Raw genomic sequence first — 21,402 nt, 5'->3', positions numbered from 1 at the left:
GGCGCGGCGGGCGGATCAGGAGTACGGCAGCCGGACGACGGACCGGTCGCCGATGCCGAGGGTGCTCGGGTTGGTGCCGATCGCCGACCAGACCTCGACCCGTACCCGGCCGTCGACCAGGTTGCCGAGGGCGCCGGTGGCCGAGTGCAGGCCGGCCTGCTGGGTGTAGCGCTCGTAGCCGGGGACCGGGTCGGTGGCGAAGTAGCGGTACGTCTCCACCCGTTCCCAGCCGCCGTCGCCGGTCAGGTCGTAGGAGATGCGCAGCTGCACCCCGTTGCCGACCGCCGTGCCGGCGTCGAGGAACAGGTCGAAGGCGGTCTGCCCACCGGCGTAGGTCAGGTCGAGCCCGGTGGCGGTGAACACCTGCGGATTGTTCGGCGTGCCGTCGTGGTTGGCGCCGTTGGCGCCGGCCACCGTGGCGGTCGCCGCGCCGCCGGCCGCCGCCAGGCCGCCGCCGGGGAGCAGGTACCGCACCGGCGAGTCCGGCGTGCCGGGCGGGGGAGTCGTCGGCGGCGGGGTGGTCGGCGGCGGGGTGGTCGGTGGCGGCGTCGTCGGTGGCGGCGTCGTCGGCGGTACGCCCCCGCCGGCGCTGCCGCCGCTCCAGGTGTACGCACCGGTGGTAGCCGTCCGGCCGGCCGGCACCACCAGCGTGGTGCCGGTGGAGAACGTCACGGTCAGCGGCGACGGGCTCGGGTTGGCCGCCACGTACGTCCGCGCGCCGTTGCGGGTGAAGACCGCGGCCAGCGGGTGGTCCGCCCGGACCGAGGTGTCCACGGTGCCCAGCGCGGCCAGGTTGCGGATCCAGTGGAAGGTGTGCGCCCGACTCTCCCCCTCCTCCGGGGTGTAACCGGGGTTGGCCCGCAGGTTGGCCAGCGCCGCGTCGCCGTCGCCGAGCGCCTGGAACTGCCAGAGGATGTCCTGCCAGACGGTCGGCGGACCGTTGTTGTTGCGTACCAGCTCGGCGTAGTTGGCCCGGACGTAGGCCGGGTGGTGGCCGAGGTAGAGGTGCCCACCGGTGACCGGCAGCAGGTTGATGCCCTGGATCATCTCCGGTTCGGCGCTGAACCAGGTGGCGTACGCGCCGCCGTCGCCCCAGACCATGCCGACGGTCGAGTGCCCGAACGCGGCCGGGAAGTTCCGGTCGCTGACGTCGAACCAGTACTCCTGGATCGCCGCGGCCTGCGTGGTCCAGAGGAAGACGCCGGCGTCCCGCACCGCGGTGTCACCGGTGACCTGACCCCACTGGATCAGCGCGTTGGCGAAGTTCATCCCCTCGGACGAGGACTCCTGGTTGTTGCCAGCGCCGAACGAGCCGTGCCCGGAGGCCCAGTCGTGACCGGCGTAGATGTCGAAGTCCCGCAGGTAGGGGAAGCGGCTGTCGGCCCGGTCGTAGTTGTCGGCGTCCCGGATGAGCAGGTCGACCATGCCGCCGTACTGGTCGTCGGCGGCCCAGCGGGGGTCGAACTTGGCCAGCGTGGCGGCCGCCGCGACGAAGTAGCCGTAGTGGAAGTGGTGGTCGTTGAGCTCCTGGTCGGAGCCGTACGAGGCGGGGTAGCCGATCAGCGTGCCCCAGTTCTGGTCGTAGTAGAAGACCCGCGCGGTCTTGCCGGCCGGCGCGGTGAACCAGTCGGTGAGCGTGCTGCGGATGGCATTCAGCGCGGCGTCCCGGGTGGCGGTGTCGCCGACCAGGTCGGCCACCTCGGCGATCCGGGCGGCCCGGCCCAGCCCCTTGCCGGTCCAGTAGGTGTCGCCGCCGCGCTGGTCCATCGGGTTGCCCCGGACGGCGGCCAGCTGGCCGCGCAGCGTCTCCAGGTCGGCGCCGCTGCCGTCGCCGACGGCCGGCAGTTCGGGCAGCACCCCGTGGAAGGTCATCGCGGTGCGGAACTCGCCGACGCCGGTGAGCACCTTCATCCGGCCCCGGGCGGACGGGTAGCTCTGGGCGATCGGGGTGGAGCCGGTCAGCGACTTCCACTGGTGCGGGTAGAGGCTGACCACGGTCCGGGTTGCGGTGCCCTCCCGCGGCGTGGTGGTGAAGGCGTACGTGGTGGTGACCGTGCCGCTGGCCGGGGTGTAGGCGTACGACAGGCGGGTGCCGGTGACGTGGGCGTGCGCGTACGTGCCGAAGGTGGTGGCCAGCCCGGCCCGCTCCGCCGCGCCGGTCTGCGGCGTGGTGGGCAGCAGCGCGATCGAGAAGTAGCCGCGCCCAGCGAGGTTGGACGTGATGCGGCCGCCGCTGACCGTCCAGCTCGCCCCGGTCGGGGCGTAGCCGACGTAGTCGTGCCCGTTGACGGTGAAGCCGATGGTGGCGCCGCTGTTGGACCAGACCGTCGGGGTGCCGGTCGTGCTGATCACCGCGTCGCCGCCGGTTGCCTGGAAGTACGCGAACGGCAGGCCGTGCCCGACGGTGGCCCGCAGGGTCCGGGCGCCGTCGCTCCAGTACGGGGTGACCGTCCAGTCGGACCAGCCGGCGACCCGGACCACGGGCGCGGCGAGCCCGGCCACCCCGACCCGGATGTCCTGGACGTAGGGGTAGTGGAACTCGCCCACGCCGGTGGCGGTGCCGCTGATGGCGGGGGTGGAGTTGGCCGAGAAGCCGAGCCCGTCGGTGAACGTGTCGTACGACAGCGGGTGGGCGTGCAGCGGCTCGCTGAACGCGCAGTCGGTGCGCTTGAACAGCAGCGACGACCACCAGTCGTTGGTGGGGACGGCCCCGGCGGGCGCGTCGGCGGTGACGAACTGCCGGGGGTTGGTGGCGAGCTGGCCGCAGCCGGAGGGGAGCGGGCCGACCGGGGTGGTGGTGTAGCTGCCGGCGCCGACGGTGGCGGCCTCGGCGGGGGTGGTGGCGACGACGGCCAGGCCGCCGACGACGAGGGCCAGGGCGGTGGCGCCCGCCAGGACCCAGGGACGGGGTGGCGCAGGAGGTGTCACGGTGCCTCCCATCGCGCCGGGCGCCGGTGGTCGGGCCGTGGCGCTGAGTCGGAATTGTGAAGAAAGGTAACTCGGAGAGCGCTCTCTTGACGCGGGACGTTAACTGAACGGCAAGACTTGCGTCAATGTTTCCGAGTGTCGGCGCGCGGATTCTGCCAATCCGGGGCGCCCGGCTCAGCGGCCGGCCGGCGCCTTCGGGCAGCCGTGCTTGCGGTGCCAGGCGGCCACCTCGGCGGCCGGTTCCCGGTTGCCGCCGCGCCGCCACGAGTCGAGGTAGCGGGCCGGCCAGACCACGCCTCGGCGGATCCACCAGCCGTCCCGCCCGGCGCACGGCGGCGAGATGCCGAAGTGCAGGTGGCAGACGTTGTTCGCGTTGCCGGTGCGGCCCACCTCGCCGAGCCGCTGCCCGGCGCGTACCCGCACCCCGGGATCGATGCCGCCGGCCACCACGCTCAGGTGCGAGCCGTAGTAGCGCACCCCGTCGTCGCCGAGCAGCGACACCGACAGGCCACCGTTGTACGGCCCGAGCGGCCCCCGCTTGTCGAACCGGTCCACCCGGCTGACCTCCAGGATCGTGCCGTCGGTGACCGCCACGACCGGCTCCCCGCAGTCGGCGAAGATGTCCGTCCCCGGGTACCCGGAGTGGGTCGGGTGGTAGGCGACGTTCTTCGCGCGTACCGGAAAGACGTGCCGCAGCCCGGCCCGGGTCGGCGCGGCCGACGGCCCGGCGCTGGTCGGGGCCGGGGCGGCCGGCGTGGCCGACGGCGCCGCCGGCTGCCCGGCGGTGCCCCAGCTGGGCCCGCCGCTGGCCGGGGTGCCACCGGGCACCGGACGGCTGGTCGCGCAGCCGGTGGCCAGCGCCGGCACGAGCAGCAGCAGGACCGCGTACGCCCGGCGGCGCCCGATCGTCGACGAGGACATCCGGTCATCCTGGCAGAGTGGGTACGGTGAGGACGAACCGTCGCCGGGGAGGTACGTCGTGACCACGCCACCCACCTTCCCGACCGGCCCGGACGCCGGGTCCCGCGCGCTGCCGCGTACCCCCTCGGGGCTCTTCCCGGCCGGGCCGCCGTCCCGGCCCACCTACCGCGAACCGCACCCGGTCACCGGCGCGGGCGTCGCCTCCGGCGCCGCCGCCGCGGCCACCTGGCTGCTGCTCTTCGGGCTGCTCGGCACGGGCGTCGGCAGCTACGCCTGGTGGACCCTGGTCGCCGGCGGGCTGGCCTGGCTGGCCGCGCTGGCGCTGGTGCGGTACGGCGACCGGGGGGTGGCCACCGGCATCGCGATCGTCACCGCCGGCGGGTGGAGCATCGCCGCCGCGATCGTGGCGGTGCGCTGGGCGACGACCGGCGACTGGCCGCTGTGGTGACCGTCCGCCCGGCTGCGCTGCGTCGTGGGTCGGCTGCGCAGCGAATCCCGGCTTGACGTGGCCGCCGTCACTGGAGGACCCTCGGCGGTATGGCCTGGACCACCCCGCGGCTAGATCCTGACCGGAGCCGCCGTCGCCTGCAGCTCCTCGCCGAACTGGCGGGTGCCCGGGCGGTACGCCAGCGCGAGCGGCCGCAGCGGGCCCGCACCGAGCAGCTCCGCCAGCTGATCGCCACCCGCCGTCGCGTCGCCGGCTGACTGTCGACGCCGAGTTTCCCAGGATTGACCGGCCCGTCGGGGCGTTGACCGGTCGCCTGCCGACCCGACCGGCTAACGTGCACGCGTAACGAGTCGGCGTGCTGTGCCGAGGCAACCTTGGGGGGACCGTTGTCGTACTTCGCTGCGGCCGTGGTGCGAGACGAAAGCGGCTGGACGGCCGAAGAGGTCAGCCTGCGCGGGGTCACCGACATCGAGGAGGTCGCCGACCGGCTGCGCGACGTGGAACCCGACGCGGACCTGTCGCTGCTCTTCGTCGAGGCGGACGACACCTACCTGGTGATCCTGCGTCTGGACGAGGGGGAGGACCTGCGGGTCTTCGGCTCCGACTCGGCGTACGCGGAGGAGTCGCGGCTGGGCGCCCTGCTGGTGGGCGACCTGAAGGCCTCGGTCACCGGGCTGGACGAGCCCGAGGAGGCGCGGCCCGCCGCCGGCGACGACGACACCGAACAGCCCGCCGTCGACCCGGAGGCCGACCCGGTGGGCGACGCGGACCTCCTCGCCGACCTGGGCATCTCCGCGCAGAAGCTGCTCGCGCTCTGCGCGCACGAGGGCATGATGCCGGCCGACGTCACCGCCGAGGTGTGCGAGGTGCTCGGCTGCGCCGACGAGGTCGAGGAACTGCGTGAGGTCTGACCCGTCCGGGCCGTGGCCGGTGCCGGCGGGCGGCGGAGAGCCGATCCTGCCGCACGGCGGCGAGCCGGCCGACGCCACCGATCCCGCCCTGGAGACCGTACGGCCGGGACAGCCGACGCCCGGCCGCGCCGGGCGGGTCGGGCCGGGCGCGGACGAAGGGCTGGCCGATCCGGACGGGGCCGGCCGGCGGCAGCGGCACGAGGTGTGGATGCGCCGGGCCCTGGAGGTGGCGGTCACCGGCCCCGACTCCACCGGCCCCGACGCTGCCGGCGACGGCGGCGCCGACGACATCCCGGTCGGTGCGGTGCTCTACGGGCCGGACGGCACCGAACTGGCGATCGGCCGCAACGAGCGGGAGCTGACCGGCGACCCGACCGGGCACGCCGAGGTGCTGGCGCTGCGCCGGGCCGCGCAGCGGCTGGGCCGCTGGCGGCTGGACGGCTGCACCCTGGTGGTCACCCTGGAACCGTGCACCATGTGCGCGGGCGCGCTGGTGCTGGCCCGGGTCGGCACGGTGGTCTTCGGGGCCTGGGAGCCGAAGACCGGGGCGGCCGGTTCGCTCTGGGACGTGCTGCGCGACCGCCGGCTCAACCACCGGCCGGAGGTCTACGGCGGGGTCCTGGAGGCCGAGAGCGCCGCCCTGCTGCGCGCCTTCTTCCGCTGAGCATCGGGCGGCCGGCGAGCATCGGGCGGCCGGCGAGTGTCAGGCGGCCGGCAACTCGACCGTGACGTCCAGGCCGCCGCCGTCGCGGGGCCGGGCGGTCACCGTGCCGCCGTGCGCCCGGGCCACCGCCCGGACGATCGACAGCCCCAGGCCGAACCCCCGCCCGCTGCCCACCCGCTCGCCGGAGAGCCGGCGGAACGGCTCGAAGATGGTCTCCACGTCGTAGCCCGGCACCAGCGGACCGGTGTTGCTGACGGTCAGCGTCGCCCGGCCGTCCCGTACGCCGGTGCTGACCCCGATCCAGCCGCCGGCCGGGACGTTGTGCCGCACCGCGTTCTCCACCAGGTTGGTGGTGAGGCGTTCCAGCAGCACCGGGTCGCCGACCACCGGCGCCGGCGCCAGCTCCCGGGCCACCGCCGGCCCGTCGCCCTCCTTGACGGTCAGGTCGACCACGTGGTCGACCACGTCGGCCAGGTCCACCCGGGATCGGGCGGTCAGTTCGTTCTCCGAGTCGGCCAGGGTGAGCAGCCCGTCGATGAGCCGCTCGTGCCGCTCGTTCACCGCGAGCAGCGACTCGCCCAGCCGGCGGACGTCCTCGGACGCGCCCGGCCGGGTGACGGCCAGCTCGATCAGCGAGCGGTTCAGCGCCAGCGGGGTGCGCAGCTCGTGGGAGGCGTTCGCGACGAACCGGCGCTGCCCGTCGAACGAGCGGTCCAGCCGTTCCACCATCTCGTCGAAGGTGTCCGCCAGCTCCCGCACCTCGTCCCGGGGCCCGGAGAGCGAGAGGCGTTCGTGCAGCCCCCGCCCGGCCACGTCGGCGCCGGCGATCCGCCGGGCCGTCCCGGTGATCTGGTGCAGCGGTTGCAGCGCCCGCCCGGCCACCAGCCAGCCGAACGCGATGGCTACCACGGAGACCAGCACCAGGGCGATCCCACCCTGGGTGAGCAGCGAGTACAGCGTCTGGTCGCGGGCGTCGTCCTGGGCCTTGTTGACCAGCAGCCGCAGCTGTTCGGCCTGCACGCCGTTGAGCTTGGTCTCCGTTGCCTGGACCACCGGCTTGACGTCGCGCAGCGCCACCCCGAACGGCTGGGCCGTGCGCTGCTCCACCAGCACGTAGGTGACCGCGAGCAGGACCAGCCCGGCCACCAGGAAGAGGCCGCCGTAGATCAGGGTCAGCCGGGCGCGGAGGGAGAGGCGCTTCACGGTATCCGGTATCCCACACCGGGCACCGTCTCGACCACCGGCGGTTCGCCGAGCTTGCGGCGCAGCTTCATGACGGTGACCCGGACCACGTTGGTGAACGGGTCGATGTGCTCGTCCCAGGCCCGTTCCAGCAGTTCCTCGGCGGAGACCACCGCGCCCTCGGCCCGCAGCAGCTCGACCAGCACGGCGAACTCCTTGCGGGACAGCGGCACGTACCGGCCGTCCCGGTGCACCTCCCGGCGGCCCGGGTCGAGCACGATGCCGGCCCGGGTCAGCGTGGGCGGCGCGGCGCGGCGGGCCCGCCGGCTCAGCGCGTGCACCCGGGCGGAGAGTTCGACCAGGGCGAACGGCTTGGTCAGGTAGTCGTCGGCGCCGAGCGCCAGGCCGGCCACCCGCTCCCGTACGGCCGCCGCCGCGGTGAGCATCAGCACCCGGGTCTCGCCGCCGCTGTCCACGATCGCGCGGCACACCTCGTCGCCGTGCACCACCGGCAGGTCCCGGTCGAGGACGACCACGTCGTAGTCGTTGACGCCGAGGCGTTCCAGCGCCGCGTCGCCGTCGTACGCGACGTCCACCGCGAACGCCTCCCGACGCAGCCACTCGGCGATGCTCTCCGCGAGCAGGCTCTCGTCCTCCACCACCAGCACCCTCACCCGCCAATGGTGCCCCGCCCCGGATAACGCCGGCGTTAACGCCGGCGGTTACGCCCGGGATACGCCCCTTGGCGTCGACTGACCGGGACGTCCGGCGACCGCCGGGCGGATCGGGGGATGCCCGGCGGTCGCCGTCGGGCCCGGAGAGGAAGCGTGTCATGCGACGAGGACTACTCGCGGTGCCACTGCTGCTCGCCCTGGCCGTCGCCGGTTGCGGCGGGTCGGGCGACGAGCCGGCGGTGGCCACGGCGGGCGGTGGCGGCGGGGCGTCACCGCTGCCCGCCTCCGCCGCCGCCCAGCTCAGCGACGAGGAACGGCAGCTGAAGTTCACCGAGTGCATGCGGGAGAACGGGATCGACGTGCCGGACCCGGAGCCCGGCGGCGGCCGGCTGTTCCGGTTCGACGGGAAGACCGACCCGGCCAAGGTGCAGGCGGCCATGGAGAAGTGCCGCCAGCACCTGCCCAACGGCGGCGAGAAGCGCAAGCTCGACCCCGAGCAGGTGGAGCGGCTACGGAAGTTCGCCGCCTGCATGCGGGAGAACGGCGTGCCCGAGTTCCCTGACCCGTCCGCGGAGGGCGGCATCCAGCTGCGGCTCGACGTGGTGAACGTCAAGGACCCGAAGGTGAAGGCCGCGATGGAGAAGTGCCGGGAGTACGCGCCGAAGATGGCGGGAGCCGCGCGGTGAGCGGTCGCCGGCTCCGGGCCCGGACGGTCGCGCTGGCCGCCGCCGTCGTGGTCACGGCGGGCGCCGGGGTCGCCGCGGCGGTCGGCTTCGGCGGGACCGACCGGAGCACCGCCGCCGCCGACACCGCCCCGCCGGCCACCGCCACCGTCACCCGGCAGACGCTGACCGACGCCGAGACCGTCGACGGCGAGCTGGGCTACGGCACCACCCGCACCGCCACCGCCCGGCTGGCCGGGACGATCACCGCCCTGCCGGACACCGGTACGACGGTGAAGCGGGGCGGGCGGCTCTACGCCGTGGACAACGACCCGGTGGTGCTGCTGCACGGGTCGCTGCCGGCCTACCGGGTGCTCCAGCCCGGGGTGGAGGGGGCCGACGTCGAGCAGTTCGAGCGGAACCTGCGGGCGCTCGGCTACGACGGCTTCACCGTCGACGACGAGTACACCGGCAGCACCGCCGACGCGGTCCGTCAGTGGCAGGACGACCTGGGGCTGGCCGAGACCGGGCGGGTCGAGCCGGGCCGGATCGTCTACGCCCCGGGCGCGGTGCGGGTGGAGAGCCACCAGGCGGCGACCGGAGACGCGGCCCAGCCGGGCCAGGCGGTGCTCACGTACACCGGCACCAGCCGGCTGGTCACCGTCGAGCTGGACGTCGACGACCAGCGGTTGGCGAAGAAGGGCGGCGCGGTCGAGGTCCGCCTGCCCGACGGCGGGCCGGTCGGCGGCAAGGTCGAGACGGTGCAGACGGTGATCGACGCCGGCACCGGCGGCACCTCCGGACAGTCCGCGGAGGCGGAGACGAAGATCGAGGTCACCGTGTCGATGACCGACCCGGCGAAGCTGGCCGGGTACGACCAGGCCTCGGTGGAGGTCACCTTCACCGCCGCCGAGCGCCCCGACGTGCTCACCGTGCCGGTGGCAGCGCTGCTGGCGCTCGCCGAGGGCGGCTACGGGATCGAGGTGGTCGACGCCGGCCGGAGCCGGATCGTCGCGGTCACCACCGGACTCTTCGCCGCCGGCCGAGTCGAGATCAGCGGCCCGGACGTGGCCGAGGGGATGACCGTGGGGATGCCGGCATGACCGCCGAGGCCGTGGTGCTGGACGGGGTGAGCCGGACGTATCCGGGCGGGGTCACCGCGCTCCGCGAGGTGTCGCTGCGGATCCGCCACGGCGAGCTGCTGGCGATCGTCGGGCCGTCCGGGTCGGGCAAGTCCACCATGCTGCACCTGATCGGCACGCTGGACCGCCCTTCCGCCGGCCGGGTCCGGATCGACGGGTACGACGTGGCGGCCCTGCCGGACCGCCAGCTGGCCGCCCTGCGGGCCCGCCGGATCGGCTTCGTCTTCCAGCAGTTCCACCTGGCCGCCGGCACACCCGTGCTGGACAACGTGGCGGACGGGCTGCTCTACGCCGGCGTACCCCGGTCGGAGCGGCGGCGGCGCGCCGAGCTGGCGCTGGACCGGGTCGGGCTCGGCCACCGGCTGACGCACCGCCCGCACCAGCTCTCCGGCGGCGAGCGGCAGCGGGTCGCGGTGGCCCGCGCGGTGGTCGGGGAACCGGCGGTGCTGCTCGCCGACGAGCCGACCGGCAATCTCGACTCGGTGGCCGGCGCCGGGGTGCTGGCGCTGCTGCGCGACCTGCACGCGGCGGGCACCACCGTCGTGGTGATCACCCACGACCGGGAGATCGCCGACGGGCTGCCCCGGCAGGTGCGGATGCGGGACGGCCGGGTGGTGGCCGACTCGGCGGCGTCGCTGCCCGAGGGGGTGCGCTGATGGCGGTGGACACCCGGCGCGACCGGCGTGGGCTGACCGTGGTGGAGAACCGGCCGCGACTGGCGCCGGCCCGGCTGCGGCCGGCCGACGTGCTGCGGGTCGGCGGGGTCGGGCTGCGTACCCGGCCGCTGCGCGCGTTCCTCTCCGCCCTGGGCATCGCGATCGGCATCGCGGCGATGGTGGCGGTGGTCGGCATCTCGTCGTCGTCCCGCGCCGACCTGGACCGCACGCTGGACCGGCTCGGCACCAACCTGCTCACCGTCGCCCCGGGCAGCACGCTCTTCGGCGACCAGGCCCGGCTACCGGTGGAGTCGGTCGCCATGATCGGCCGGATCGGGCCGGTGACCGGGGTGGCCGCCACCGGGCAGGTGCCGGACGCGCCGGTCTACCGCTCGGACCGCATCCCGGCGGGCGAGACGGGCGGCATCGCCACCCGGGCCGCCCAGCTCGGGCTGCTCGACACCGTCGGCGCGACGGTACGCAGCGGCACCTGGCTGAACCAGGCGACCGAGCGGTACCCGGCCGTGGTGCTCGGCGACGCCGCCGCCCGGCGGCTGGGCCTCGGCGCGGCCGGCCCGGACGTGCAGGTGTACCTGGGCGGGCGCTGGTTCACCGTGGTCGGCATCCTGGCGCCGGCCCCGCTCGCCCCCGAACTGGACGGCTCGGCGCTGGTCGGCTGGCCGGCCGCCGAGGCGTACCTGGGTTTCGACGGGCATCCGACCACCGTCTACACCCGGTCCCGGGAGGCGGCGGTGGAGGCGGTCCGGTCGGTGCTCGGCGCGACCGCGAACCCGGAGGCGCCGAACGAGGTGGAGGTGTCCCGGCCGTCGGACGCGCTGGCCGCCGCGGCGGCCACCGACGAGGCGTTCACCGGGCTGCTGCTCGGTCTCGGCGCGGTGGCGCTGCTGGTCGGCGGCGTCGGGGTGGCGAACACGATGGTCATCTCGGTGCTGGAGCGGCGGGCCGAGATCGGGCTGCGCCGCTCGCTGGGCGCCACCCGGGGGCAGGTCCGCACCCAGTTCCTGGCCGAGTCGCTGCTGCTCTCCGCGATGGGTGGGGCGGGCGGGGTGCTGCTCGGCATCCTGGTCACCGCCGGGTACGCGCTCTCCCAGGGGTGGCCGACAGTGGTGCCGGCCTGGGCGATGGTCGGCGGCGTGGCGGCGACCCTGGTGATCGGTGGCTGCGCCGGGCTCTATCCGGCCGTTCGCGCCGCGCGGCTCGCCCCCACCGAGGCCCTGGCCTGACCGTCCCCCCGGCTGCTGGGGCCTGCGCTTCGGGTGCATCTGTTGTCGCTCCAGCGACAACAGATGCACCCGAACGCTGGCGGAGCCGTGCTGACGGCCGCACGGGCCACCGAGCGGCCCGTGCGGGTGGATCAGGCCGGGGTGGTGGCGGGGCGGAGCAGGGTGGCGCCCACCGCCCGGGCGGTCTCGGTCCACGGGGCCGGGCGCATGGTGGCCGGGTCGAGCCGAACGATCGCCCGCCGACCCTCGGCGTGCAGGGTGTGCCCGTCGACCGAGCGGAACTGGTACGCGTACTCGGCGCTGCTGGTGCCGAAGTGCTCCAGCCAGAAGTGCACGGCCACCGGGCCGGTGCCGACGATCGGGGCGCGGTAGGTGATGGTGAACTCGCGGACCGCGTGGAACACGTCGGGCGGGGTGTCCCGTCCACCCCGGTAGGCCACCCCCCGTTCGGCCCAGTACGGGGTGAGCGCCCGTTCCAGCAGCACGGCGTACCGGGCGTTGTGCAGGATCCCCATCGCGTCGAGATCGTCGAAGTGCACAGTGACGTGCTCGACGTGACCGAACTCGACGGTGGGCTGGTCGGCGATGGCGTGACTCATGACGGGCCTTCCGTTAGCAGGTTGGGATCGGGGCACAGGGCCCGCAGGCGGGTCAGCAGGCCCTGGCGGGCGTGCCGGTAGGCGGCGTCGGGGTCGAGCAGCCGGGAGTGCATCGCGGCGCTCATCCCGAGCGCGTCGATCTCGTACGCCAGCTGCGCGACATCGGTGCCGGCGGCCAGTTCGCCGGCGTCGACCGCCTGCTGGACGAGCTGTTCGAGGAACGCGGTCCAGCGGCCGAACGCCTCGGCGAGCCGGTCCCGGACCGGGCCCGGTCGGGCGTTGTACTCGAACTGGGTGTTGGCGAAGAAGCAGCCGCCGGGGAGCACCCGGGCGGCGTAGAAGTCGATCCGGGCCTCGTGCAGCGCCAGCAGGCGGCGTACGCCCCGGGGCGCGTGCAGCGCGGGCGCCACGATCCGCTCCTGCCACTGCTCCACCGCCCGGTCGATCGCGGCGAGCTGGAGCGCCTCCTTGGACCGCCAGTGCGCGAAGAGGCCCGACTTGCTCACCCCGAGGGTGTCGGCGAGCTGGGCGAGGCTGAGCCCGTGCAGGCCGGCCTCGGTGGCCAGCACCACTGCCGCGTCCAGCGCCGCGGCGCGGGTCCGGTCGCCCCGGGCGAGCCGTCCGTCGACTGTCATGCCGGTCAGCGTACGAAAAAAGCACGACCGGTCGTATAGTTTCGCAGGGTGATGGTGGTCACCAAGACGCCGCCCCGCCGTCGACGGACGGCGGGGCGGCGAAAGAACGGAAACGTCAGGCGATGATCGTGTCGAGGGCGATCTCCACCATCTCGCTGAAGGTCTGCTCGCGCTCGGCCGAGGTGGTCTTCTCGCCGGTCTTGATGTGGTCGCTGACCGTGAGCACGGTCAGCGCGCGGGCCTTGAACCGGGCCGCGATGGTGTAGAGCGCCGCGGACTCCATCTCCACCGCGAGTACGCCGTAGTCGGCGAGGGTGTCGTAGAGGTCCGGCCGGTCGGTGTAGAAGGCGTCCGCCGCCAGGATCGGTCCGACCCGCATGGTGATGCCGTGCCGCTCGGCCACCTCGACCGAGGTGCGCAGCAGCCCGAAGTCGGCCACCGGGGCGTAGTCGATCAGCCCGTCGAACCGCATCCGGTTCATGTTCGAGTCGGTGGACGAGCCGATCGCCGCGATCACGTCGCGCAGCCGGAGGTCCTCGCTCAGGGCACCGCACGAGCCGACCCGGATCAGCGTCTTCACGCCGTACTCGTTGACCAGCTCGTGGGCGTAGATCGAGGCGGAGGGCATGCCCATGCCGGAGCCCTGGACGGAGACCTCCACACCGTTCCAGCGGCCGGTGAAGCCCAGCATGCCCCGGACCGTCGAGTAGCACGTGGCGTCCTCGAGGTAGGTCTCCGCGATCCACTTGGCCCGCAGCGGGTCGCCCGGCATCAGGACCCGCTCGGCGATCTCTCCCGGCTTCGCGCCGATGTGCGTACTCATGGCGAAGATCCTGCCAGGCCGCCGGCCGGCATACCGGTTCGGCGTCCGAACCTGGGGTCCTGTACCCTACTCGGCGGTGGTGTGTCCGAGTGGCCTAAGGAGCACGCCTCGAAAGCGTGTGAGGGTTCACGCCCTCCGCGGGTTCAAATCCCGCCGCCACCGCTCGTGAACAGCGAGAACGCCCGGTCGATCCGCGAGGATCGCACCGGGCGTTCCGCTTTGGGCCGTCAGAGCTTCCGGCCCTGTGCGTCGCGGGCGATGATGCCGTCCAGGCGTACGCCGGGGGCCAGCCGCTGCGGGTCGAACCAGAAGATCACCACCCGCGGATCCTCGCTCCACCTCGCCAACCGGGCGTCGACCTGCCGGCCGTCGACGGTGCCGATGATGCGGTTCGCCGGCCCCACGAAGTAGCCGAAGGTGGGCATCGGCGGGCGGTCGGCGCCGGAGACGTACGGGTCGTACCCGATCTCGTGGAACCCCGGTCGCCGGTCGCTGCCCTCGACGTCGTTGGCCAGGTAGTCCGAGGTCAGCGTGCCGTCGGCGGCCCGCCGGCCGGCGACCAGCCCGATCTTCACCCGGGGTTCGTGCGGCAGGTGGACGGCGACGAAGTAGAAGACCCGCTCGTCGCTGCCGTACCGGATCCCGCTCTTCACCACGCCCCCGATCGGCACCGGTCGCGGCTCCACCGGGGTTGGTGTGGGCTCCGCCGGAGGGCGGGCGGCCGGCACGGTGACCGCCGGCGCGGCCGGCCGCTCGGGCTCCGGCAAGGCAGCCTGCCGTACGGCGACGGTGGCGCCCACGACCACCGCCAGCAGCATCGCCGCCGCGCCGGTGCCGGCGAGCCGCCGGCGGCGACGCAGGCGGCGACCCTCGCGCATGATCGTGGTCAGGTCGAGGGCGTCGGGCCCGGTCCGTTCGGTTGCCCGCATGGCCTGCCGGAGCTGGTCCGCCTCGTTCATCGGCCCACCCCGTGGGTCGCGGGCGTTCCGACGCCGGCCTTGCGCAGCTTCTCCAGGGCACGGGAACTCGTGCTCTTCACCGTCCCGACCGATACGTCGAGTTCGTGGGCCACCTGCAGCTCCGGCAGATCGAAGTAGTAGCGCAGGACGACGATGGCGCGCTCGCGCGGGCTGAGCGTGCCGAGGATGTCGAGCAGCCAGCGCCGGGTGGCCACCTCGTCGGCGACGTCGCCCCGGCGCTGCTCCGGAAGGTCCACGCTCGGGTACTCGCGGATCGGCCGGCGCCAGCTGTCGACCAGGTGGTTGACCATCACGGTCCGGGCGTAGCCGTAGGCGTCGCTGTCGCGGATCCGGGACCACGACGCGTAGGTGCGCACCAGCGCGGTCTGCGCCGCGTCCTCGGCCTGGTGGTGGTCGCCGGTGATCAGGAAGGCGGCGTGCACCAGCCGACCGGACGCCGCCCGGGCGAACTCGACGAACTCCGCGTCACCCCGAGCCATGCCCGCCCCGCCCGCCGTTTGCGCATCCCACGACGGACAGGACGAGTGGGGCCGGCGAAAGGTTGAGTCCGTGCGAGATCAACTTTCCGGCCGGGCCACCCGTCCTTCCCGCTGCGCACCACCGGCGACCGGCGCTGCGCGGCGAGGGGAGACGCATGACTACGAAGAGTACGGGCCGGGCCCACGCCATCGGCGCGGCGCTGCTGCTCAGCGCGTTGCTCGCCGGTTGCGGACTGCCGGCGGCCGGTCAGCCACCCGCCCCGCCCGCCGCGACAGGCACCGCCGCCACCGCCACCACCGCCGCGCCGCCGCCGGTGACCGCCCGGCCGACGGCCGCCGCCGTCAGCTACCCGGCCGACGGGGGCAACCGGTGGTACGGCGCCGCCGCCGAAGCCCCGGCACCGGGTGGGACCGGCCGGCTGTGGCGCTACCGGGTGGCGGTGGAGCGGGACATCCGGGGCATCCCGGTGGCGGAGTTCGCGGCGGAGGTGACCCGGACGCTGAACGACCCGCAGGGCTGGACCGCGGGCGGGACGCTGCGGCTACGCCGGGTCGGCTGGGGCCAGCCGGCCGACTTCACCATCTACCTGGTGACCCCCGGCACCCGCGACGAGCTGTGCGGGGACGTGCCGGACGGCTACACCTCCTGCCGCAACGGCGGCCGGGTGGTGCTCAACGTGGCTCGCTGGGTCAAGGGGGTGCCGCGCTACGGCGCCAGCCTCGCCACCTATCGGAAGTACATGGTCAACCACGAGGTCGGGCACCGGTTGGGCATGGGGCACGAGCGGTGCCCGGGGCGGGGTCGACCGGCGCCGGTGATGCAGCAGCAGACATTGGGTCTGCACGGCTGCACCGCGAACGCCCTGCCGTACCTCGACGGGGAGCGCTATGCGGGTCCGTCCGGGGCGTACGACGACCCGATCCCGCCCCGCGAGCGCGGCCGGGCGGGCTGACCGGCGGCCCGGCTCCGGAGCCGGGCCGCCGACCGGTCACGCGGTGGGGGCGCTGGCCTCCCGGTGGGTCAGCCCGTACGTGGCCGTGGCGCCATCGGTCTCGACCAGCACCGTCAACGGCCCGTCCGGCAGGGTGGTGCAGGTGATCGTCTGGCTGGCGGCGGGCAGCATCGGGCTGCAGTACTCGACGCCCTGGCTGTCGAAGACCGTCACCTCGGCCGTCCCGGTGCCGCTGGTGCGGGCCCAGGTGAAGCTCTCCCTGGCGGCGTGCTGGTCGGCCGGAATCGAGAAGCAGGCCGTGAACCGGTCCGGTCCGGTGGCCAGCGTGGTCTGCACGTCCCGCGGAAGCACCGGGCAGGCGGGCGGCCCGTCGATCCGGGAGAAGGCCATCGCGTACGTGCTGGTGGGGCCGTCGGTCGGTCCGTCGAGCAGCGCGAAGAACGGCGCCTGCCCGTTGAGTCGACAGGTGTACCCGCGGTCCGAGGAGGAGCCGCAGATCTTGGTGCCAGTGGCGTCTACGACAGTCATGGTCGGCCGTTTTACGCCCAACTCGCCCGGCGCCGACTTCGTTATGCGAGAGCCGGCCGGGCTCGGCACGCGGAGGCAGTTGACCTGCCCGACACCCTGGAAGCCACCCCGGTGCGGCGCGTCCCGCCATCCGGTGTCCGACACCGTCGCGCAGCCCGAGGGGATCGCGGGCAGGAGCGCGACGGCGTGCGTGTACGCGTTGTCGACCAGGTTGGAAGGGTTGAGCACGAGGGTGTAGCGGCCGGCGGCGGGAAGCATGCACTTGCCGTCGACCCAGCCGGTGGCGATGTCGCAGACCATCTGGCCGTCCTGGTCGAACACGCGGTGCGTGTGGCGATGGTTGTTCGCGTCGACGGTGTGGATCCGGTATTCGCCGGCCGCCGGGATGTCCAGGCTGCGGCAGCGGATGCCGCCCACTGCCGGCGCGGCGCCGTAGCTGATCGGCGCGACGGTGGGGCAGCCGACGGCGTCGGAGAGCCGCCGGACCTGCAGCTGGTACGTCCCGTTCTGGCCGGTGGCCGGGGTGAGGAGCGAGATCACCCGGTAGGTGCCGTCCGCCGGGAGCAGACACCCGTCCTTGCCGGACGGCTCGGCGCAGACTTCGGCGCCGCTCTCGTCGACCAGCCGGGTGACTTTCCAGAAGTCGTACGTGATCACCTGGTCGCCGGCGTTGCCCTGGAAGGGCTGGCAGTTGGTCTGCACGGGCGAGGTCAGCGGCACGTGCAGGGTCGACTGGTCCCAGGAGGTGCCGGTGGCCGGAGCGCATCCCTCGTCGCGGTGCAACGCGGTCACCGCCACCTGGTAGTCCACCGGATTGTAGTGGTACTCGTTGCGCACCAGTAGCGTGTACCGCTCGGCCGTGGGCAGCGCGCAGTACCACGCGGAGGACTTGCTGCAGACCTGCTGGCCGGCGTCGTCGTACAGGGTCCACAACAGCTTCTGCTCGTCGATCCAACTGAAGCGGACAGTGACCGGGCCTGCGGTGGGGATGGACAGCGTGTGGCAGGTCTCCTGATCCGGCAGGACGCTCGCCTGGCCGACCGCCGCGCCGGGGTCGCCGAACGGCGCGAGTGGCAGCGCCGGGCAGCCGACCGCCTGCGAGAGTCGCGGCATCGTCAGGGTGTACGTCTTCTGCCCGCCGTACAACTCGTGCAGGAAGAGCCGGTACGGTCCGGGGCGGCTGAGCGTGCACATGCTGCCACCGCAGAGCTGCTCGTGCTGGCCGTCCAGAAGCTGGATCCGGAGGTCGGTCCTGACCATCACCACCGAGTCGAGCGGCTGGTCGAAGGCGTAGCAGTGGGTCGCCGCGCCGGCCGGCAGCGTCTTCGTGACACCGGGCGAGGCGAAGGAGAAGAACTCCTCCGGCAGCAGTTCGCATTCCGACGGCGTCCGCCTCGATTCGACGGCCAGGGTGTAGGACCCCTGCCCTCGGCCGCTGTAGGTCGTCACGGTGAGCGTGTAGGCCCCGGCGGCACCGAGTTGGCACTCGTTGAGGTAGGAGCCGATGTGGCAGAGGACCTCGCCGTCCCGGCCGGTGACCTGGGCGGAGAGGCTGACGCCCGCCACCTCCCTGAGGCGAACGTAGAGGAGGTCCGAGTCGGCGGTCGTGGTGAACGTCCAGACACTCTTCTGCTCGTAGGAGATGGACGCGCAGGTCTCGACCTTGCCGAAGGTCAGCGCACCGCCGCAGGCGAAGCGGGGGTTCCACGGGGACCGGGTGACGGTGGCGGTACGGGGCCGGGCTGGTTCTGCCGTCAGGCCGGCGGTCGTCCCGTCCGCCCGCGTGGTCGTGCGCGACGCGGTCGGGCCAGGGGCGGTCGGGGCGGGCGCGGTAGGCGTGGCCGGGGTGGCGGCCGGCGATGGCTCCCGGGAGACGGTGCCGGTGGACGCCGTCCCGGCGGACGAGGTGGCGGTGGCCGCGGCCGGCGTGGTCCCGGTGGTGCCGGCGGCCGACGGCCCGACCAGGAACGCCGGGACGGTCAGCACAGCCGTGGCGACCAGCGCGAGCCGTGGAATCTTGCTGCCGGTTCGATTGTCCGGGCGGGCGGGCAGGGTTGCTCTCAACTCAACTCCCCCATGAGACGCCACGCGGCGACTGCGCGGGCGTGGAGATGATTCCACGGAGGATGATCTTCGGCAATCCATCGACCAGCCGGGCGGAGGCGGGCGTTTCAGCCGGTCGCCCGCCCCTCCGCGACCGCCTCGGCCGCCGGCCCCGCCGGCTTGGTGGCCGCGGCCTCAGGCTGAGAAGCCGCGGCCTCAGGCTGGGTCGCTGGGTTCGCCGGCTGGTGGGGGATCGGCTCCGGCCCGGCCGCGAAGTGGTCCAGCAGTTCCCGGTGCACGAAGATGTAGCCGTCGCCGACCTGGCGCAGGAAGAGGCACTGCACCGCGAAGTTGAGGAACGGCAGCAGCGGGTACGGCAGCACCTGGCGACGGGCGAGGCTCCGCCGGACCAGCCACTGCTCCGCGACCGGCGTGAGCGCCACCAGGGCCAGCACCACCAGCATCGCGCCAGCGCCGAGCAGCGCCCCGAACCGGGCCGCGTCGCCCACGCCGGTCAGCGGGGCGGCGGCGGCTGCCGCCAGGGCGCCGGCGGTCAGCCCGAGGGGCGCCAGCCGGCGCGAGACGAAGGCCAGCCGGCGGCGCAGAAGCGGGCTGGGTACCTCGCGTCGGTCCGCCGCGAGTGGGGGTGGGCGGAGGAACAGCAGCACGTGGGCGCTGTCCTGCGCGGCGAAGGCGGCGAGGGCGGCGAGGAAGAAGCCGGTGCCGTAGCCGATGCCCGCGGTCCAGGTCAGGTCGGCGGCGTCCGGCAGGGCGGAGAGCGCCCCGACGGCGACGGAGAGCGCTCCGATGGCGGCCACGGTTGGCCGTTCAACCCGCACCGCGGTCGCCGCGCTCATCAGCGAACCCGTCAACCAGCCGTAACCGCCCAGGTCCTCAGGTTGCCGGCGCAGCAGGTAGGCCAGCAGCCGCAGATTGCGGTAGTGCACGGCGTACAGGAACCCGGCCAGGACCACCATGCCGCCGATGGCGGCCCGGCTGGGCGGGTCGGCCAGCCACCAACCGGCGACGCCGAGCACCGCGCCCACCGCGACGAGGCTGGCGATCCGCGCGAGCCGCGACGTCGTCGCGATCCGGCCGGGTCGCGGTGACCAGGCCTCGTCGATCAGGTCGAGCACGAAGACCGTCTGCCCGCGGTCCCGGAGTTCACGGGCGAGGGTGGTCAGCCAGGCGGTGATCCGCGCGGGCGGGTAGTGCGGGTGTGGCCGGCGGTGCAGCATCGTCTCGACGTACCGGGCGAAGAGCCGTTGTCGTCCGGAGCCGGCCGCGTCCGGTGTGGACGCCGCGCCGTCGGCGTACGCGAGGGCCATGATGCTGAGCAGCAGCGGCGAGTCGGCCAGGTCCCACAGCTGCGGGTCGGCGGCGAGCGCGGCCCGCAGCCCGGCCAGCCCGGCCGCCTCCGCGTACCGCTCGATCTGCGCTCGGCCGAGGGGCTGGATGGTGACCGTGCCGTAGACCGGCAGACCGGTGCCGAGCCGCTCGTACTCGGCGCTGCGGCAGCAGACGGCGAGCGGGGTGAGCGGCTGGCCGGCGTGGTAGTCGGCGATCGCCCGGGCGCAGGCGTCCCGGTGCTCCTCGGTCACCTCGTCCAGGCCGTCGAGCAGGGGCAGGATCTCGCCGGCCGTCACCCAGGCCGACCCCTGCTCGGGCGGGATGCCGTACCGCTCGGTGAGCTGGTCGACCAGCCAGCGGGCGAGCGGCCGGCGGTGGGTGGCCCAGGAGGCGAGGTTGAGCACCACCGGGATCGGCGCCTCCGGATCGGCCTCGGCCCGGTCGAGCAGGTCACGGGCGAGTTCCAGCAGGGTCGTCGTCTTGCCGGCGCCCGGCGCGCCGAGGATCACCACCGCGCGGTCGAGCTGGTCGAAGAGCGCCGCCATGGACGTCCGGGCGTCGAGGACGCCGCTGAACCCGTCCCGGTGGCTGGCCCGTACCGTCCACGGGTGCCGGCGGTCGTGGGCGGTCGCCGTGATGCCCAGCTCGATCCGGATCTCCTCGTGCAGCGAGCGGTCCAGGACGCTGGTCACCCAGTAGCGGCGTACCCGTTCCAGCAGCACCCGGCGGGCCCGCGCGGCCCCGGCCGGCGTCGCCTCGCGTGGCTCGCGCGCCGCGCGGACCTCCACCGCGACCAGGACCAGCACCAGGAGGATGAGCAGGGGCCAGGCCAGCCAGAGGTACGGCGACCAGCCCGCCGGCAGCGCGCCGGTGGCGACGTTGGTGGCAACCCCCAGCAACGCCACGCCGACCACCGACAGGACGACCCTGCTCACCCCACGCATGCGTCGTCTCTACCGTCCGCCGTCCACTCGCACAACGTTGATCATGAGGTTGGCGGCGATGTCGATCTCCGTGACCGCCGCCAACCTCATGATCAACGGGGGTGCCGGGACGTCAGCAGGGGTCGTGGCCTTCGGTGAAGAGGCGTTGGGCCCAGTCGGCGTAGCCGGTGATTATCTTGCGGACCGTACGGCCGTCGTGCAGGAAGAGGTACGCGCGGTCGCCGCGGCGGGCGAGCAGGCCGTCGAACCGGTACGTCCCCTGTGGAGCGCGCAGTCGGACGGCCGCCGGGTAGTGGGCCCGGACCTGCTCGACCGGGGTGCCGGCGGTGACGCCCTCCGGGGTGCGTGCCGGCTCACCGAGCCAGAGCAGCACCAGCCGGTCCTCGGCGAAGACCGGGCTGACCGTCTCGTGCCCGGCCAGCGTCGGGCCGCAGGCCATGACGTCGGTACGCAGGATGCCCCGCCGGGTCAGCTCGCTCTCGGTGTCGCCGAACTCGATGTCGGGCAGCCCGTCGAGGCCGACGACCTGCACCGCGCCGGCCGGTCGACCGCTGACCGACCTATCTGGATGGACGCCGCTGCCGGCCACGGAGGCAGCCGTCAGCAGCACCGCAAGGAAGGCGAATTGTCGCAATT

The 21,402-nt window shown here is 73.9% G+C and carries 21 protein-coding genes and 1 tRNA gene; 10 read left to right on the top strand and 12 right to left on the bottom strand.

Going from position 1 to position 21,402, the window contains the following annotated elements; genetic code table 11:
- Positions 1 to 15: 15 nt before the first annotated feature.
- Positions 16 to 2,928, bottom strand: a complete 2,913-nt coding sequence (locus GA0070609_RS27715; protein WP_408630612.1) for a glycosyl hydrolase — start codon at positions 2,926 to 2,928, stop codon at positions 16 to 18.
- Between the two features lie 174 nt (positions 2,929 to 3,102).
- Complete coding sequence (locus GA0070609_RS27710) at positions 3,103 to 3,849, bottom strand: M23 family metallopeptidase (RefSeq protein ID WP_088996516.1); 747 nt, start codon at positions 3,847 to 3,849, stop codon at positions 3,103 to 3,105.
- 58 nt (positions 3,850 to 3,907) lie between these two features.
- On the opposite strand from GA0070609_RS27710, the gene GA0070609_RS27705 reads away from it, so the two are divergent.
- The 4 genes from GA0070609_RS27705 to GA0070609_RS27695 all read left to right on the top strand — a co-directional run bounded on the left by GA0070609_RS27705 (position 3,908) and on the right by GA0070609_RS27695 (position 5,872).
- Positions 3,908 to 4,297 (top strand): hypothetical protein, encoded by a 390-nt coding sequence (locus GA0070609_RS27705; RefSeq protein WP_408630611.1) that lies wholly within the window; start codon positions 3,908 to 3,910, stop codon positions 4,295 to 4,297.
- Positions 4,298 to 4,386: 89 nt separating this feature from the next.
- The gene (locus tag GA0070609_RS33730; protein WP_167180190.1) at positions 4,387 to 4,554 is read left to right on the top strand and encodes a hypothetical protein; all 168 of its coding nucleotides are present in this window, start codon (positions 4,387 to 4,389) and stop codon (positions 4,552 to 4,554) included.
- A 129-nt stretch (positions 4,555 to 4,683) separates the two neighbouring features.
- Positions 4,684 to 5,208, top strand: a complete 525-nt coding sequence (locus GA0070609_RS27700) for a tRNA adenosine deaminase-associated protein (RefSeq protein WP_088996515.1) — start codon at positions 4,684 to 4,686, stop codon at positions 5,206 to 5,208.
- Positions 5,209 to 5,416: 208 nt separating this feature from the next.
- Complete coding sequence (locus GA0070609_RS27695; RefSeq protein WP_172899557.1) at positions 5,417 to 5,872, top strand: nucleoside deaminase; 456 nt, start codon at positions 5,417 to 5,419, stop codon at positions 5,870 to 5,872.
- 39 nt (positions 5,873 to 5,911) lie between these two features.
- Here the strand turns inward: GA0070609_RS27695 and GA0070609_RS27690 are convergent, their stop codons facing one another.
- On the bottom strand, positions 5,912 to 7,075 hold the full coding sequence (locus GA0070609_RS27690) for a sensor histidine kinase (RefSeq protein ID WP_088996513.1): 1,164 nt from the start codon (positions 7,073 to 7,075) through the stop codon (positions 5,912 to 5,914).
- Positions 7,072 to 7,728, bottom strand: coding sequence for a response regulator transcription factor (locus GA0070609_RS27685; protein ID WP_172899422.1), 657 nt, complete (start codon positions 7,726 to 7,728; stop codon positions 7,072 to 7,074). Before GA0070609_RS27685 ends, GA0070609_RS27690 begins: the two co-directional genes overlap by 4 nt.
- 158 nt (positions 7,729 to 7,886) lie before the next feature.
- Between GA0070609_RS27685 and GA0070609_RS27680 the strand changes: the two genes are divergently transcribed.
- Genes GA0070609_RS27680 through GA0070609_RS27665 form a run of 4 tightly spaced genes read left to right on the top strand, consistent with a single transcriptional unit; the run spans position 7,887 to position 11,432 of the window.
- On the top strand, positions 7,887 to 8,414 hold the full coding sequence (locus GA0070609_RS27680) for a hypothetical protein (RefSeq protein ID WP_088996511.1): 528 nt from the start codon (positions 7,887 to 7,889) through the stop codon (positions 8,412 to 8,414).
- Positions 8,411 to 9,493 carry an efflux RND transporter periplasmic adaptor subunit gene (locus GA0070609_RS27675; RefSeq protein ID WP_231928434.1) on the top strand — a complete coding sequence of 361 codons (1,083 nt, stop codon included), beginning with the start codon at positions 8,411 to 8,413 and terminating at the stop codon, positions 9,491 to 9,493. Before GA0070609_RS27680 ends, GA0070609_RS27675 begins: the two co-directional genes overlap by 4 nt.
- Positions 9,490 to 10,188, top strand: a complete 699-nt coding sequence (locus tag GA0070609_RS27670; RefSeq protein ID WP_088996510.1) for an ABC transporter ATP-binding protein — start codon at positions 9,490 to 9,492, stop codon at positions 10,186 to 10,188. Before GA0070609_RS27675 ends, GA0070609_RS27670 begins: the two co-directional genes overlap by 4 nt.
- On the top strand, positions 10,188 to 11,432 hold the full coding sequence (locus GA0070609_RS27665; RefSeq protein ID WP_088996509.1) for an ABC transporter permease: 1,245 nt from the start codon (positions 10,188 to 10,190) through the stop codon (positions 11,430 to 11,432). The genes GA0070609_RS27670 and GA0070609_RS27665 overlap by 1 nt, the downstream gene beginning before the upstream one ends.
- Before the next feature lie 131 nt (positions 11,433 to 11,563).
- Here GA0070609_RS27665 and GA0070609_RS27660 read toward each other — a convergent pair whose 3' ends face one another.
- The 3 genes from GA0070609_RS27660 to deoD form a co-directional block, all read right to left on the bottom strand.
- On the bottom strand, positions 11,564 to 12,031 hold the full coding sequence (locus GA0070609_RS27660) for an acyl-CoA thioesterase (protein ID WP_088996508.1): 468 nt from the start codon (positions 12,029 to 12,031) through the stop codon (positions 11,564 to 11,566).
- On the bottom strand, positions 12,028 to 12,666 hold the full coding sequence (locus GA0070609_RS27655) for a TetR/AcrR family transcriptional regulator (RefSeq protein ID WP_088996507.1): 639 nt from the start codon (positions 12,664 to 12,666) through the stop codon (positions 12,028 to 12,030). Before GA0070609_RS27655 ends, GA0070609_RS27660 begins: the two co-directional genes overlap by 4 nt.
- A 115-nt stretch (positions 12,667 to 12,781) precedes the next feature.
- The gene (gene deoD / locus GA0070609_RS27650; protein WP_088996506.1) at positions 12,782 to 13,489 is read right to left on the bottom strand and encodes a purine-nucleoside phosphorylase; all 708 of its coding nucleotides are present in this window, start codon (positions 13,487 to 13,489) and stop codon (positions 12,782 to 12,784) included.
- Positions 13,490 to 13,564: 75 nt separating this feature from the next.
- On the opposite strand from deoD, the gene GA0070609_RS27645 reads away from it, so the two are divergent.
- A tRNA-Ser gene (locus GA0070609_RS27645) sits at positions 13,565 to 13,651 on the top strand.
- 65 nt (positions 13,652 to 13,716) lie between these two features.
- On the opposite strand, the gene GA0070609_RS27640 is transcribed toward GA0070609_RS27645, so the two are convergent.
- The gene (locus tag GA0070609_RS27640; RefSeq protein ID WP_088996505.1) at positions 13,717 to 14,448 is read right to left on the bottom strand and encodes a hypothetical protein; all 732 of its coding nucleotides are present in this window, start codon (positions 14,446 to 14,448) and stop codon (positions 13,717 to 13,719) included.
- Positions 14,445 to 14,948, bottom strand: a complete 504-nt coding sequence (locus GA0070609_RS27635; RefSeq protein WP_088996504.1) for a SigE family RNA polymerase sigma factor — start codon at positions 14,946 to 14,948, stop codon at positions 14,445 to 14,447. The genes GA0070609_RS27640 and GA0070609_RS27635 overlap by 4 nt, the downstream gene beginning before the upstream one ends.
- 155 nt (positions 14,949 to 15,103) lie before the next feature.
- Between GA0070609_RS27635 and GA0070609_RS27630 the strand changes: the two genes are divergently transcribed.
- The gene (locus GA0070609_RS27630; RefSeq protein WP_088996503.1) at positions 15,104 to 15,901 is read left to right on the top strand and encodes a DUF3152 domain-containing protein; all 798 of its coding nucleotides are present in this window, start codon (positions 15,104 to 15,106) and stop codon (positions 15,899 to 15,901) included.
- A 36-nt stretch (positions 15,902 to 15,937) separates the two neighbouring features.
- On the opposite strand, the gene GA0070609_RS27625 is transcribed toward GA0070609_RS27630, so the two are convergent.
- The 3 genes from GA0070609_RS27625 to GA0070609_RS27615 form a co-directional block, all read right to left on the bottom strand.
- Positions 15,938 to 18,493: a hypothetical protein gene (locus GA0070609_RS27625; RefSeq protein ID WP_157748313.1), complete on the bottom strand. Its 2,556-nt coding sequence runs from the start codon at positions 18,491 to 18,493 to the stop codon at positions 15,938 to 15,940.
- Positions 18,494 to 18,600: 107 nt separating this feature from the next.
- Positions 18,601 to 20,757 carry an NACHT domain-containing protein gene (locus GA0070609_RS27620; protein WP_157748312.1) on the bottom strand — a complete coding sequence of 719 codons (2,157 nt, stop codon included), beginning with the start codon at positions 20,755 to 20,757 and terminating at the stop codon, positions 18,601 to 18,603.
- A gap of 121 nt (positions 20,758 to 20,878) precedes the next feature.
- Positions 20,879 to 21,370 carry a hypothetical protein gene (locus tag GA0070609_RS27615; RefSeq protein WP_172899556.1) on the bottom strand — a complete coding sequence of 164 codons (492 nt, stop codon included), beginning with the start codon at positions 21,368 to 21,370 and terminating at the stop codon, positions 20,879 to 20,881.
- Positions 21,371 to 21,402 lie beyond the last annotated feature (32 nt).

This window comes from Micromonospora echinaurantiaca (assembly GCF_900090235.1).
GTDB classification, from domain to species: Bacteria; Actinomycetota; Actinomycetes; order Mycobacteriales; family Micromonosporaceae; genus Micromonospora; species Micromonospora echinaurantiaca.
Note: the sequence above shows the minus strand (reverse complement) of the source record. Positions and strands in the feature narration are given on the sequence as shown.